The following is a 12,617-nucleotide window of genomic DNA, read 5'->3' as shown; positions in this document are numbered from 1 at the left end:
TCACAGGCGGCGGGGGCCGGTGTCCGGGCGGGCTGCCGCGCCACCCACCCCTACCTGGGCGTGCAGCACCGAGATGCCGTCCGGGCGGGCGAGCACCGGGTTGAGGCTCAGCGAACGCACCCGGGGCTGTTCGTCGGCGAGCTGACCTACCCGCAGCAGCAGGTCGGCCAGGGCCGCCCGGTCGACCGGCGCGGCACCCCGGTGCCCGCGCAGCAGCGGCGCCGCCCGGGGCTCGTCGACCAGCTCGGCCGCGTCCCGGTCGGTCAGCGGCACCGCCCGCCAGGCCCGATCGCCGAGCAGCTCGGTGGCGACCCCACCCAGCCCGAAGCCGACCACCGGCCCGAACGCCGGATCCTCCACCACCTCCACCACGCAGGCCACGCCGGGCGGGACCATCGGCTGGACCAGCACGTCCGCGCCGAAGGTCGCCGCCAGTTCGGCGTACGCGCGTCGAAGGGTCGGCTCGTCCGGTAGATCGAGCCGCACCGCGCCGAGGTCGAGCCGGTGTCGCAGCCCGAGGGCTGCCGCCTTGAGCGCCACCGGGAAGCCCAACCGCGCCGCGGCGTCGGCCGCCGCATCGGCCGAGTCGACGGGCACCGAGGCCACCACGTCGATGCCGTACGCGGCCAGCAGCGCGCCCGGGTCGGTGGCGTCGGCCCGGAGCGCGGCCTGCGCGGCGGCTCGATCGAGGCCGGGCAACTCCGGTGCCACCCCGGGCGGACGGCGTAACCACTCGGCGTACCGGTGCGCTCGGGCGAGCGCGCGGACCGCCTCCTCCACGCCGCCGTACGCCGGCACCCCCGGCGGCAGCCGCCCCACCAGGAACGTCGCCACGGTCGGCTTACCCAGCGCGAGGGCGGCCGGCAGCGCGGCGGTCACGTCGGCGTCCACCTCGGTCGACTGGCCGGGTAGCGGCGGGGCGAAGACCACCACCAGGGCGTCCACCCGTTCGTCGCCGGCGGTCTCGGCCAGAGCGGCGGCGAACTCGGCGGCACCGGCGCTCGGCCCGACGTCCCGGGGATAACCGTCGGCCACGGTGAGGCCGTGCCCGACGCAGGCGGTCGCCGCGAGCCCGGTCAGGGCCGAGGAGTTGCCGACCACACCGACCCGACCGCCGACCGGCAACGGCTGGTTGGCCAACAGCACACCCACGTCGAGCAGCTCCGGCACGGTGTCCACCCGGATCACCCCGGACTGGGCGAAGAGCGCGGCCACCGCCACGTCGTCCGGCCCAGCGGTGTCACCGACCCCGGGCGGGCGGGCCGGCGAGGCGAGCGCGACGACCGGTTTGGCGCGACCGATCCGCCGGGCCAGCCGGGCGAACTTGCGCGGATTTCCGAAGGTCTCCAGGTAAAGCATGATCACGTCGGTGCCGGGATCGTCCTGCCAGTACTGGAGGAGGTCGTTGCCGGAGACGTCGGCCCGGTTGCCGGCCGAGACGAAGCTGGACAGCCCGAGGCCACGCCGGTCTGCCTCGGCGAGCAGCGCCACCCCGAACGCGCCGGACTGACTGAAGATGCCGACCCGGCCGGCCGGCGGCAGCGCCGGGGCGAGGGTGGCGTTGAGGCGTACCGTCGGGTCGGTGTTGGCCACGCCCAGACAGTTCGGGCCGACGACCCGCATCCCGGCGGCGTGCGCCGCGCGGACCAGCGCCCGCTGCGTGGCCGCGCCGTCGGCGCCGGCCTCGGCGAAGCCGGCCGAGATGACCACCAGACCGTGCACCCCCGCGGCGGCCGCGTCGGCGACCACCGCGGTCGCCGCCTCCGGCGGGACCGCCACCACCGCCAGGTCCACCGGCACCCCGGCGTCGACCGCCGACGGGTACGCGGGAAGGCCCGCCACGGTCGCCGCGTTCGGATGCACCGGCACCACCGCACCGGTGAACCCGCCGTCGCGCAGGTGCCCGAGCACCGCCGCGCCGACGCCCTGGCCGGTGGCGCTGGCACCGTAGACGACGATGCCGCGCGGGGCGAGCAGCCGGGCGATCGAGCGGGCCTCGGTGCGGTGCTCCCGGCCGCGTTGCACCTCCAGACTGGCCTCGGTGGGCGCGATCGGGAAGCTCAGGTGCACCACGCCGTCGGCGTACTCGCGCTGAACCTGGTAGCCGAAATCGGCGAAGACCCGCAGCATCGTTCCGTTGGCCGGCAGCACCTCCGCGACGAAGCTCATGATGTCGTTGCGACGGGCGGCGTCGGCCAGGTGCTCCATCAGCACCGAGCCGATGCCCCGCCCCTGGTAGGCGTCCTCCACCACGAAGGCCACCTCCGCCTCCGGAGCCTGCGGGCCGAGCCGCTCGTACCGGCCGACCGCGACGATCTGGTCGGCGGCCAGCACCACGAACGCCTCCCGGTCGTGGTGGTCCACCGTGACGAAACGGATCAGATCCCGTTCCGGGATGCGCGGGTACGGCGAGAAGTACCGCAGGTAGCGGGTGCGCTCGGAAAACCGGCTGTGCATCGCCACGATGCCCGGCGCGTCGGCCGGATCGATCGGTCGCAACTGGACCGTGCTGCCGTCGCTCAGCAGCACGTCAACCGGCTGGTCCACGGTCGTCACCGGAGCGGCCCGGCTCAGTCCCGCGGATCGTACGGGTCGAGCCCGAGCAGCGGGAAGACCGTCTTGCGGGTGGCCGCGATCGCCCGGTCCACCGCGTTCGGCTCGCCGGTCGGCTGCCACGACTCGAACGACGGGTCGGCGTCGTCGGTCATCCGCAGCGGCACCTCCCGGCCCAGACGACGCGAGGCGACCAGATCCCGCCAGGCGGGCGGGGTGAGGGTGGCCGGGTCGATCGGGTCACCGGTGGCCACGGCCAGCAGGTGACTCCAGGCCCGGGGCACCACCTCGACGAGCGCGTACCCGCCACCGCCGGTGGCGACCCAGCGGCCGTCGCACAACTCGTCGGCGAGTGCCCGCAGCGCCAGGTAGGTGGCCCGCTGCCCGTCCACCGTCAGGTTCAGATCGGCGAGCGGATCCAGTCGGTGCCCGTCGGCGCCGCACTGGCTTACCAGCACCTGCGGCCGGAACGCGCGCAGCACCGACGGCACGATCGCGTGAAACGCCCGCTGCCAGCCGCTGTCGTCGACCCCCGGCGGCAACGGCATGTTGACCGCGGTGCCCTGCGCACCCGGCCCACCCGTCTCGTCCGGGAACCCCGTCCCGGGAAAGAGCGCCAGCGGGGTCTCGTGCAGGCTCACCGTGAGCACCCGGGGGTCGTTCCAGAAGATGTCCTGCACCCCGTCACCGTGGTGCACGTCGACGTCCACGTACGCGACCCGCTCCGCGCCCAGGTCGAGCAGGCGGGCGATGGCCACCGCCGGGTCGTTGTAGACACAGAAACCGGAGGCTCGGGCGGACATCGCGTGGTGCAGGCCGCCGGCCACGCTCACCGCCCGCCGGGCGTCGCCGCGCCACACCGCCTCGGCGGCGGCCACCGTCGCGCCAGCGATCAACGCGCTGGACTCGTGCATCCCCTCGAACACCGGGTTGTCGGAGGTGCCCAGCCCGTACCCCGCGAAGAGCGGGTCGCGCGGCGCGGCGCGCACCGCGGCGAGGTAGGCCGGCTCGTGCACCCGGGTGAGCAGAGCATCGTCAGCGGGCTCCGGCTTGACCACGCGCACCCCGGGCCGGTCCAGGACGCCCAGCTCGCGCGCGAGCGCGATGGTCAGCTCCACCCGGACCGGGTCGAGTGGATGGTCACCCATGTCGTAGGCGAGCAACGACTCGTCCCACACCACCACCGTGTCGTCGGACATGAGCCCATCGTCGCACGAGGACCGGCGCCGGCCCACCGCACGCGCTGGTCAGCGGCCAGATGTCGACCCGGAGGCGACCGGCCGGGCCGGGTCGGCCACCCAGTTGCTCCACGATCCAACGTAGAGCGCGGCGTCCGGGCGGCCGGCCAGATGCAACGCGAGCACCGCCTGCGCGGCGGTCACCCCGGAGCCGCAGTACGCCCCGACGGACCGGTCCTCGGTCACCCCGGCGGCGGCGAACCGCTCGCGCAACACGTCGGCGGCCGGGAATCGGCCGTCCGGGCCGACGTACTCGCCGGCGGGCAGGTTCGCGGCCCCCGGCACGTGCCCGGCGACCGGGTCGATCGGCTCGACCTCACCCCGGTAGCGAGGCGCCGCCCGCACGTCCAGCAGGACCGCGTCGTCCGCTGCGGCAAGGGCGGCGGCCTGCCCGGCGTCGAGCACCGGGAGGTCGCCGGGGCGTACCACGACGTCGCCGGGGGCCGGAGTGGGCGCATCGGTGGAGACGGGCCGGTCGGCGGCGACCCAGGCCGGGTAACCGCCGTGCAGCAGGCGCACCGGACGGTGCCCCGCCCAGCGCAACGTCCACCAGGCCCGCGCGGCCGCCAGCCCGTCGCCGCCGTCGTACACCACCACGGGGTGACCGGCGCGGACGCCGGCCGCCCGCAGCGCGGCCTGCAACGCGGCCGGATCGGGCAGTGGGTGCCGACCGCCGGCACCCGGCGCCCCACAGAGCGCGGTGTCCAGATCGACGAAGACCGCCCCGGGCAGGTGGCCGGCACGGTAGTCGTCGCGGCCGGGCGGGCCGACGAGCCGCCAGCGGACGTCGAGCAGGGTGGGCGGATCGGCCTGGTCGAGCTCGGCGACGAGCCGGTCGACCTCGACCAACAGCTCCTGGGTACCGGACATGGCGACCATCCAACACCATTCGGGTCCACGGCACCCGGCTCGGCGGCGGCCATTGGCCGAACACCCGAGGTAGCATCGTGCACCGGAGGGCCGCTGACGTTATGAAGTCTCACGACCTGGTCGACACGACCGAAATGTACCTGCGCACCATCCTCGAGCTCGAAGAGGAGGGGGTGCCGCCGCTGCGTGCCCGCATCGCCGAGCGGCTACGACAGAGCGGCCCCACCGTGAGCCAGACCGTCGCCCGGATGGAGCGCGACGGCCTGCTCACCGTCGAGGGTGACCGACACCTCACCCTCACCGCCCTGGGTCGCGGCACCGCCGTGTCCGTGATGCGCAAGCACCGCCTCGCCGAGCTGCTGCTGGTCAACGTCATCGGAATGCCCTACGAGGAGGCCCACGAGGAGGCCTGCCGCTGGGAGCACGTGATGAGTGACGCCGTCGAGAAGCGGGTCTACGACCTGCTCAACCGGCCGACCCGCTCCCCGTACGGCAACCCGATCCCGGGTCTGGAGGAGCTGGGCTCACCGGAGGCGGAAGCCACCCAGGCTGGCGAGGGTGAGCGCAACCTGGCCTTCCCCGGTCTCTCCGGCCCGGTCGTGGTCCGGCGGATCTGTGAGAGCGTGCAGACCGACGGTGACGTGCTGCGCCAGCTGCACGCCGCCGGTGTCGACCCGGGCGCCACGGTCACGGTGGCCCAGGAGCGCGACGGCGTTTCGATCGACCGCTCCGGTGACCGGGTGCGGCTGCCCCGCGAGGTCGCCTCCCGGGTCTTCGTCGCCGCCAACTGAGCACGGGTCGACCCGGGCGTCACAGCGCCCGGGTGTCCACCTTCTTGGCCAGCGCGACCAGGCCACCGGTCAGGTTCTCGGCCGCCGCCCGCTCGCTGCCGCGAGCACCCGTCCAGGTCAGCGTGGCCAGCCGACCGTCGGTGGCCAACCAGCCCACCTCGGCGACCGGCCCGCGCCCGCTCGCCGCCGCGGTGGTCCGCTTGTACGCCTGCTGGCCCAGGCCGGTGACCTTGGCCGCCTTGTCGGGCACCACGTCCGCACCGAAGGTGGTCTTGTCGATCGTGGTCTCGGACACGCTCAGCGTCAGCTCCGGCAGCGTCGCGCCGCCGGCCCGGACCACGCAGGTGTGCGTGTCGTCCCGTTCGCTGGACGCCGCCACGTCGAAGCGCGCCTTCGTCACCTGCTCGATGACCGAGAAGTCCAGCAGACGGCAGGCTCCGCCCGAGGAGGCCGCCGCCACCTCCACCGCGATCGGCGCCAGCGGTGGCACCGCCACCGGCTCCGCCTCGTCGGCGCAGCCGCTCATCAGCAGTGCCGCCAGCCCGGCGACCACGATCCGCCCGCGCACGTTCCACCCTCTCGCCGACCGACGGCGGAAGGCGCCCGCCAAGTGTCCGTCGGACACCGTACGGGGTGTCGGTGTCGGGCGAAAGCCCCCGCTGACGCCTATTCCGACGGTGGATCGTCCACGTACGGGCAGTGTCGGCAGCCGCGTCCGCAGCATGTACCGCGCCGGGCCAGAAAGCCGGCGCTGAGCACGAACAACCCGCTCGCCGGGTCGAGATAGCCGGCCTCCCCGGCGTCGAGTGCGGCGGCGTGCGCCGCGATGATCCGGGTCCGATCGGGGTGCTCCGGCGACAGCCGGGACGGGTGCGGCTCGGTGAGCGGCCGGTCGGCCAGGGGTCGCCGCTGCTCTCCGCTCACCGCAGCAGTCTAGGGACCGTTTCGTGGTCGGCCTGCCGCTGTCTGGATCACGACCTGCTCCGGGGTGGTCACCGGGGGTCGTTTTCGTCGTACGGTCCGACGACGATCGGGTTCGACACCCGTCGACGCATACGGAGGGGAAACGATGCGGAAGATCGTTGTGCAGATGAGCCTGTCGTTGGACGGGTTCTTCGAGGGCCCGGGCGGCGACATCGGCTGGCACCAGGTCGACGAGGAGTTGCACCAGCACTTCAACGACGTGATCGCCCCGATGGGCGGGTTCCTCAGCGGCCGGGTCAGCCACGAGCTGATGGCCGCCTACTGGCCGACCGCCGATCAGGATCCAACCGCCAGCGGCCCGGAACGCGAGTTCGCCCGGATCTGGCGGGACATGCCGAAGATCGTCTACTCGCGCACGCTCGACCACGCCGACTGGAACGCGACGGTGGTACGCGAGGTCGACGTCGAGCAGGTCCGTCAGCTCACCGCCGAACCGGGCGGCGACCTGGCCCTCGGCGGGGCCGACCTGGCCGCGACGTTCGCCCGGCACGACCTGATCGACGAGTACCGGATCTACGTCCACCCGGTGTTGCTCGGTCGGGGCCGTCGGCTCTTCCCCGACGCCGAGACCCCGGCCGGTCTGCGGCTGGTGGAGAGCCGGGTCTTCGGCAACGGCGTGGTCCTGCTCCGCCACGAGCGGGTCCGCTGACCGATGATCACCACCTTCGACGCGATCGACGGGACCGTCCTCGCGTGCCGGACGGTCGGTTTCGGAGACCCGCTGGTCTGCCTGCCGGGCGGGCCGATGCGCGACTCCGCGTACCTCGGTGACCTCGGCGGTCTGGGCGCGCACCGGACGCTGGTCATCCTCGATGCGCGGGGCACGGGCCGCTCGGCGGCACCGGCGGACGTCTCGACGTACCGCTGCGACCGCATGGTCGACGATGTGGAGGCGCTGCGCGGGCACCTGGGCCTCGACCGGCTGGATCTGCTCGGCCACTCCGCCGGCGCCAACCTGGCTCTGCAATTCCTGACCCGGCACCCCGATCGGGTGGGCCGACTCGCGCTGGTCAACCCGAGCATCCGAGCGGTCGGGCTGGAGGTGACCGCCGCGCAGCGCCAGGAGGTCACCGAGGCCCGGGCCGGCGAGCCGTGGTTTCCGGCGGCAGCGGTGGCGTTGGAGTCCATCCTCGCGGGTCGGGCCGGGCCAGAGTCCAAGCAGGAGATCGCGCCGTTCTTGTACGGCCGGTGGGACACGGCCGCTCAGGTCCACCAGGCCGCAGAGTCCGGTCAGCGCAACGAGGAGCTGGCGGGGATATTCAGCTCCGAAGGCGCCTTCGATCCGCCGGCCACCCGTGCGGCGCTCGCCGCACATCGAGGCCCGGTGCTGCTGCTCGCCGGCGCGGTCGACCTGGCCGCACCGCCGGGTCTGGTGACCCAGTTCGCCGAGCTGATCCCCCGCGCCGAGCTGGTCGTTCAGCCGGGCGCCGGGCACTACCCATGGCTCGACGACGCCGAGGCGTTCACCGCGACGGTCGCGGCGTTCCTCACTGGCTCGGATGGTGCTTGAGTCTCCACCGGGGGGAGACACGAGGGTGGGGCATGAGCGGGGAGACCGGGCCCGGCCGGGTGGCTGGGCGGCCGGGTGGCTGGGCGGCTGGGCGGCTGGGTGGCTGGGCGGCGTCAGCCGAACCAGGTCATCGCCTGGCCGTGGCCCCTGGCCCAGGCCAGCGGCTTTCCGTCCAGCGCGAGAACGTTGTGCAGCACGTCGTTTGGCGGGTCGGGCAGCCCGTCGTATCGGAGCACCTCGGGCCCCTCGTTCGCGACCCAGTGCCCGGGCAGTTCGCGGACCAGCCGGACGAACGCGTCCCGGCGCGGCGGCGGCACCTGGTAGAGCACGGACGTGTGGAAGACCACCAGCGTCGCGTCGGTCGGCGCCCGCGCGGCCAGCGCCGGCAGGTCGTCCACCAGGTCACCGCGGACCAGCAGCGGCGGGTCGGCAGCGGCGACCGCCGCCGCGGCCCGCAGCCGGGCCCGCCGGTGCGCGTGCTCCGGCCAGATCAGTGCGTCCAACCAGGACACGTCGTCGGGGTCGGTCACGTCGAGCGGGTTGAGGTCCAGGCCGGCGCGCCACACCACCTGGGGTACGTCTGCCGGCGGCGCCAACCCGGCGGCCGCGCAGTCGAGGACCGGCTCGCCCGAGCCGACCTCCTGATCGCCGTAGCGGTACGCGTACCGGTCGGGGTAGAGGCAGAGCCCGGCCGACGCACCGACCTCCAGCAGGGCAAGGGGTTGTGGCAACGCGGCGAGCACCGGCAACAGGACCGCGCAGCGGCCCGCCTCGTTTGTCTGGGTGGCTCGCGCGCGCACCTGCGCCTCGATGGTCGACCAGTGCGTCAGCACGTAGTCGCGGAACGCGGCCGGCTCGTCGACCGGCCCGCCGAGCCAGCGGACGACGCCGAACAGCAGATTCGGCTGCCGCTTGGCCGGCGGGAGCCCGTCGAGCAGGGTGAGCAGGGCATCGTCGTGGGCGACGGCCTGCGACAGGCGCTCGTACGTGGGCGACACCCCGTGCGCCTCGCGCCTGCCGAACTCGGCGTACGCCTCAGCGGTCGTCATGCCCCTCATCGTCGCAGCCCATTCCTCGGTAATTCAGCCCCCATTCCCGTGCGGTGGCTCACCCGCCGCATAGAGTGCTGCGGCGGCCGGACCGTTGAGCAGCAGTTCAGTGGGGGTTCGGGCCGGGGCAACGGGGAGGAACGTGTCATGCAGGGTGACGGTGTCCGGGTACTGGTCGTCGGCGGTGGTGTCGCCGGCCTGGCGACGGTGGCCGCGCTGCGCGAGTGGGGCGCGACGGTCGACGTGGTCGAGCGGGCGTCCGGGCCGACCGACTCCGGCACCGGGATCTACCTCACCGGCAACGCGACCCGGATGCTCGACGTCCTCGGTCTGCGGGAGCCGGTCGCCGACGTGGCCGTGGAGATCACCCGGCAGCGCAGCGCCAATCAGCGCGGGCGTCGCCTCTTCGACATCGACGTGGCCGCACTGTGGCGAGGCGTCGGGCCGTGCATGTCGCTGCACCGGGCGCAGCTGCACCGGGCGCTGCTCGCCGGTGTCGGTGACACCCCGATCCGCTGGGGCCGCCAGCCGGTCGCACTGGTCGAGGAGGGCGACCGGGTCGCCGTCGAGTTCGACGACGGGGCCACCGCACGGTACGACCTGGTGCTCGGCGCGGACGGGGTGCACTCGACGGTCCGTCGGCTCGCCTTCGACGGCCAGGCCGCCCGGGACCTCGGCCAGTACGCGTACCGGTGGGTCGCTCCCCGCATCGACGACGAGCCGGTCTGGTCGGTGCAGTTGGGGCGCGGGAGGCAGTTCCTGACGATCCCGATCAGCGCCGAGCAGACGTACTGCTACTACAACGACGGCCCGGTGGCCGACCGGCCCGGCTGGCGCGACGAGGTGGCCGCGACGTTCACCGAGCCGGCCGCCACCATGCTCAAGGCCCTCGACTACGACGACAGCACCCTGCACGCCGGGCCGAACCAGGAGGTCGTGCTCGACTCGTGGTCGCGAGGGCCGGTGCTGCTGATCGGCGACGCCGCCCACGCCACCTCGCCGAACATGGCCCAGGGCGCGGCGATGGCCCTGGAGGATGCCGTCGTGCTCGCCTCGTCGTTGGCCACCGCCGATTCCGTCGCCGACGCGCTGCGTGGCTACGAGGCGCGGCGCCGCCCGCGTACCGACTGGGTGCTCGGCCAGACGCACCGCCGGGACAAGGCCACCGGGCTCCCGCCCGCACTGCGTGATCTGGTGATGCGCCGCCTCGGCGAGCAGATGTTCCGCTCGAACTACGGCCCGCTGTTCGCCCAGCCCTGACCGGTCCGACGTGACCGGACCGGTCAGGGCTGGGGCGTGCCCACCACCGCTCAGGGCAGCTGGCCCGGTCGGTCGACGATGGCGAGCCGCCGGTAGAAGACCTCGAAAGCCACCGGATCGGCTCCAATGCCGGAGATGTCGTCATCGGCTCGGCTGTCGGGCACGGCCCGGCTCCTGCCGGGTGCACCCGTCGCCGAAGCCGTCCTGGCCGAGACCGCCGCCGCAGCCGCCCGCCTGCGCGACCGCGGGATCACCCCGAGCCTCGCCACCATCCTCGTGGGCGACGACGACGCCAGCGCCGGTTACATCGCATCAAGCAGCGTCAGGCCGCAGCGCTCGGGTTCGACTCCCCGCACGCGCACCTGCCGGCCACCGCCACCCAGGCCGAACTGCACCAGGCCATTGCCCGGTTCAACAACGATCCGGCCGTGCACGGACTGCTCGTGCAGTACCCCGTGCCGGGGCACCTGGACTACGACGCGGCGCTGCAGACCATCGACCCGGACAAGGACATCGACGGCATGCATCCGCTCAACATGGGGCGTCTCGCCGTCGGCCTGCCCGGCCCGCTGCCGTGCACCCCGGCCGGCATCGCTGAGTAGTCGGAGCGGGTCGTCCTCAGCTACTCAGTATCAAGTGGTCGAGCCGGCTTCCTGCGATTGGAGATCTCCTCCAGGTGCTGGAGCTGGTGCTGCCGGACCATCTCGTCCCAGACCTCCTGGTCGTAGTCCGGATCCGGCGGGATCCACTTGTGCGAGTTGTCGCTGTAGTGGAACCGCTCATCGCCCCGCCGGATCAGACTCACCGGATCCAGCCCAGGAAGCGGCGGTGCAGCAGCCCGGCGGGCACCCAGGTCAGGTCCTCGGCCGCCCAGACCAGGTAGGACCCCATGTAGAGGGCCAACGACACGGGCGCGCCCTCGAACTCGGCACGAAGCTCCGTGCGCCGGGTCCGGCAGGGCCAAGGGGCGGCGCAGCCGCCGCAGGTCCAGACCGGAAGGACCGGACCGTGGGTGGTCACGGCAGACCTTCCAGGAAGCGCCGGATGGCCGACCGGGCGTGCCAGCGGGCCGCCCATTCCGCCTGATAGCAGGGGTACGGGGACAGCCGCGCCCACCACCAGCGACAGCCGGCGCAGAGCCCGTCGACGCCGGGAAGGTGCACGGACAAGATTCGTCCGACCTGATCCTCGGTCACTCCTGTGCCTCCCCTGGCCAGTGGCCTCGGCGGATTGGGATGCGGTGCCGGGCTCGGCACGGCAGGTCGGCCCCACATCGGCAGATCCACCGCCACCGCTGCCACGACCAGACCGGCCGGTGCCGCCGGGCCAAGGTCAGCGCCACCGCCAACAGGTAGTCGTCGTACGGCACCCTCGACCCCATAAGGTTCCAAACTTGGACTCCTATTTTAGAAGTACGACAACAGTAAAGTTGGACTCCCATTTTGGGAACCTCTTCGCGGCGTGTCGCGGTATCCGGCTTTGTCCGGGCCATAATCAGCCGGTGGTGAACCCGACGATCCAGCGACGGCGCCTCGGCCTTGCCCTCAAACGCGCCCGTGAAGGTGCAGGCAAGACGCAGGACGAGGCGGCCGCCGTCATCGACGCGGCAGCGAGCAAGATCAGCAGGGTCGAGCTTGGACAGTCGGGGATCCGGCTCACCGACCTGAACCTGTTGCTCGATCTGTACGGAATCCGGGGTGATGAAGCCGAGCCACTACGCGACCTTGCACGAGCAGGCCGGCAGCGTGGTCGCTGGAGCACCTATCGGAACGCAGTGCCTGACTGGTTCCGCCAGTACCTGGACCTCGAAGGCGACGCGTCAGAAATCCGCTGGTACCAGCCGGAGGTCATCCCTGGAGTCCTCCAGATCGAGCCGTACATCCGCGCCATGAACGCGATCGCCCATCCGCGACCGTCCACTGATGAGGTCGACCGGCAGGTTGCCGTCCGCATGGAGCGACAGTCGATCCTGCGGCAGGACGACGGGCCTGACCTGAGCTTCATCCTCAGCGAGTCGGCGCTGCGCCGAAGCGTCGGTGACGCGACGACGATGCGCGATCAACTCCTGCACCTGGCAGAGGTGAGCGAGCAGCCCAACGTCACCCTTCAAGTGTTCCCGTTCAACGCACAGACCTATGAGACGGCATCGTTCAGCTTCATCATCCTGCGCTTCGGGGACGACGCTGCATCGGACGTGATCTACGTCGAGACCTTCACCGACGCCGACTACCTGGACCGGCCGGACGCCGTACGGGCCTACACTCGGCTGTGGGACCGACTCCGGGCAGCCGCTCTCGGGCCGGTAGAGTCTCGCAAGCTCATCCTGAGGATGGCGGACGACGTGGAGCGGCAACAGACCTGA

The 12,617-nt window shown here is 72.8% G+C and carries 14 protein-coding genes and 1 pseudogene; 6 read left to right on the top strand and 9 right to left on the bottom strand.

All coding sequences use genetic code 11. The features are described from left to right. The 3 genes from ACIBF8_RS07870 to ACIBF8_RS07860 are packed head-to-tail and all read right to left on the bottom strand — an operon-like array spanning window position 1 to window position 4,661. Window positions 1–2,556, bottom strand: a complete 2,556-nt coding sequence (locus tag ACIBF8_RS07870) for a GNAT family N-acetyltransferase (protein WP_396781585.1) — start codon at window positions 2,554–2,556, stop codon at window positions 1–3. Between the two features lie 14 nt (window positions 2,557–2,570). After that, the gene (locus ACIBF8_RS07865; protein ID WP_396781584.1) at window positions 2,571–3,752 is read right to left on the bottom strand and encodes an acetoin utilization protein AcuC; all 1,182 of its coding nucleotides are present in this window, start codon (window positions 3,750–3,752) and stop codon (window positions 2,571–2,573) included. A gap of 48 nt (window positions 3,753–3,800) precedes the next feature. Further along, window positions 3,801–4,661, bottom strand: a complete 861-nt coding sequence (locus ACIBF8_RS07860) for a sulfurtransferase (RefSeq protein WP_396781583.1) — start codon at window positions 4,659–4,661, stop codon at window positions 3,801–3,803. Window positions 4,662–4,762: 101 nt separating this feature from the next. On the opposite strand from ACIBF8_RS07860, the gene ACIBF8_RS07855 reads away from it, so the two are divergent. After that, window positions 4,763–5,452: a metal-dependent transcriptional regulator gene (locus ACIBF8_RS07855; protein ID WP_396781582.1), complete on the top strand. Its 690-nt coding sequence runs from the start codon at window positions 4,763–4,765 to the stop codon at window positions 5,450–5,452. Window positions 5,453–5,471: 19 nt separating this feature from the next. Here ACIBF8_RS07855 and ACIBF8_RS07850 read toward each other — a convergent pair whose 3' ends face one another. Next, the gene (locus ACIBF8_RS07850; protein WP_396781581.1) at window positions 5,472–6,020 is read right to left on the bottom strand and encodes a hypothetical protein; all 549 of its coding nucleotides are present in this window, start codon (window positions 6,018–6,020) and stop codon (window positions 5,472–5,474) included. 98 nt (window positions 6,021–6,118) lie between these two features. Further along, window positions 6,119–6,376 (bottom strand): DUF5522 domain-containing protein, encoded by a 258-nt coding sequence (locus tag ACIBF8_RS07845; protein ID WP_396781580.1) that lies wholly within the window; start codon window positions 6,374–6,376, stop codon window positions 6,119–6,121. Between the two features lie 145 nt (window positions 6,377–6,521). Between ACIBF8_RS07845 and ACIBF8_RS07840 the strand changes: the two genes are divergently transcribed. Continuing rightward, window positions 6,522–7,085, top strand: a complete 564-nt coding sequence (locus tag ACIBF8_RS07840; RefSeq protein WP_396781579.1) for a dihydrofolate reductase family protein — start codon at window positions 6,522–6,524, stop codon at window positions 7,083–7,085. A gap of 3 nt (window positions 7,086–7,088) precedes the next feature. Further along, window positions 7,089–7,946 carry an alpha/beta fold hydrolase gene (locus tag ACIBF8_RS07835; protein WP_396781578.1) on the top strand — a complete coding sequence of 286 codons (858 nt, stop codon included), beginning with the start codon at window positions 7,089–7,091 and terminating at the stop codon, window positions 7,944–7,946. A 113-nt stretch (window positions 7,947–8,059) separates the two neighbouring features. Here the strand turns inward: ACIBF8_RS07835 and ACIBF8_RS07830 are convergent, their stop codons facing one another. Then, window positions 8,060–8,995, bottom strand: coding sequence for a DUF2332 domain-containing protein (locus ACIBF8_RS07830; protein WP_396781577.1), 936 nt, complete (start codon window positions 8,993–8,995; stop codon window positions 8,060–8,062). 147 nt (window positions 8,996–9,142) lie between these two features. On the opposite strand from ACIBF8_RS07830, the gene ACIBF8_RS07825 reads away from it, so the two are divergent. Both ACIBF8_RS07825 and ACIBF8_RS07820 read left to right on the top strand, forming a co-directional pair. Then, window positions 9,143–10,255, top strand: a complete 1,113-nt coding sequence (locus ACIBF8_RS07825) for an FAD-dependent monooxygenase (RefSeq protein WP_396781576.1) — start codon at window positions 9,143–9,145, stop codon at window positions 10,253–10,255. Between the two features lie 135 nt (window positions 10,256–10,390). Further along, window positions 10,391–10,848 (top strand): annotated as a pseudogene (locus ACIBF8_RS07820) (tetrahydrofolate dehydrogenase/cyclohydrolase catalytic domain-containing protein); the annotation flags it as partial. A 29-nt stretch (window positions 10,849–10,877) separates the two neighbouring features. On the opposite strand, the gene ACIBF8_RS07815 reads toward ACIBF8_RS07820, so the two are convergent. The 3 genes from ACIBF8_RS07815 to ACIBF8_RS07805 are packed head-to-tail and all read right to left on the bottom strand — an operon-like array spanning window position 10,878 to window position 11,451. Next, window positions 10,878–11,060 carry a hypothetical protein gene (locus tag ACIBF8_RS07815; protein WP_396781575.1) on the bottom strand — a complete coding sequence of 61 codons (183 nt, stop codon included), beginning with the start codon at window positions 11,058–11,060 and terminating at the stop codon, window positions 10,878–10,880. Beyond that, complete coding sequence (locus ACIBF8_RS07810) at window positions 11,057–11,275, bottom strand: hypothetical protein (protein ID WP_396781574.1); 219 nt, start codon at window positions 11,273–11,275, stop codon at window positions 11,057–11,059. Before ACIBF8_RS07810 ends, ACIBF8_RS07815 begins: the two co-directional genes overlap by 4 nt. After that, window positions 11,272–11,451, bottom strand: coding sequence for a hypothetical protein (locus ACIBF8_RS07805; protein WP_396781573.1), 180 nt, complete (start codon window positions 11,449–11,451; stop codon window positions 11,272–11,274). The genes ACIBF8_RS07810 and ACIBF8_RS07805 overlap by 4 nt, the downstream gene beginning before the upstream one ends. 305 nt (window positions 11,452–11,756) lie before the next feature. Between ACIBF8_RS07805 and ACIBF8_RS07800 the strand changes: the two genes are divergently transcribed. Further along, window positions 11,757–12,617: a DUF5753 domain-containing protein gene (locus ACIBF8_RS07800; RefSeq protein WP_396781572.1), complete on the top strand. Its 861-nt coding sequence runs from the start codon at window positions 11,757–11,759 to the stop codon at window positions 12,615–12,617.

The organism is Micromonospora sp. NPDC050276 (assembly GCF_044459545.1).
Classification (GTDB): domain Bacteria; phylum Actinomycetota; class Actinomycetes; order Mycobacteriales; family Micromonosporaceae; genus Micromonospora.
The sequence above is the reverse complement of the archived record's forward strand: the minus strand, read 5'-3'. Positions and strand labels throughout refer to the sequence as shown.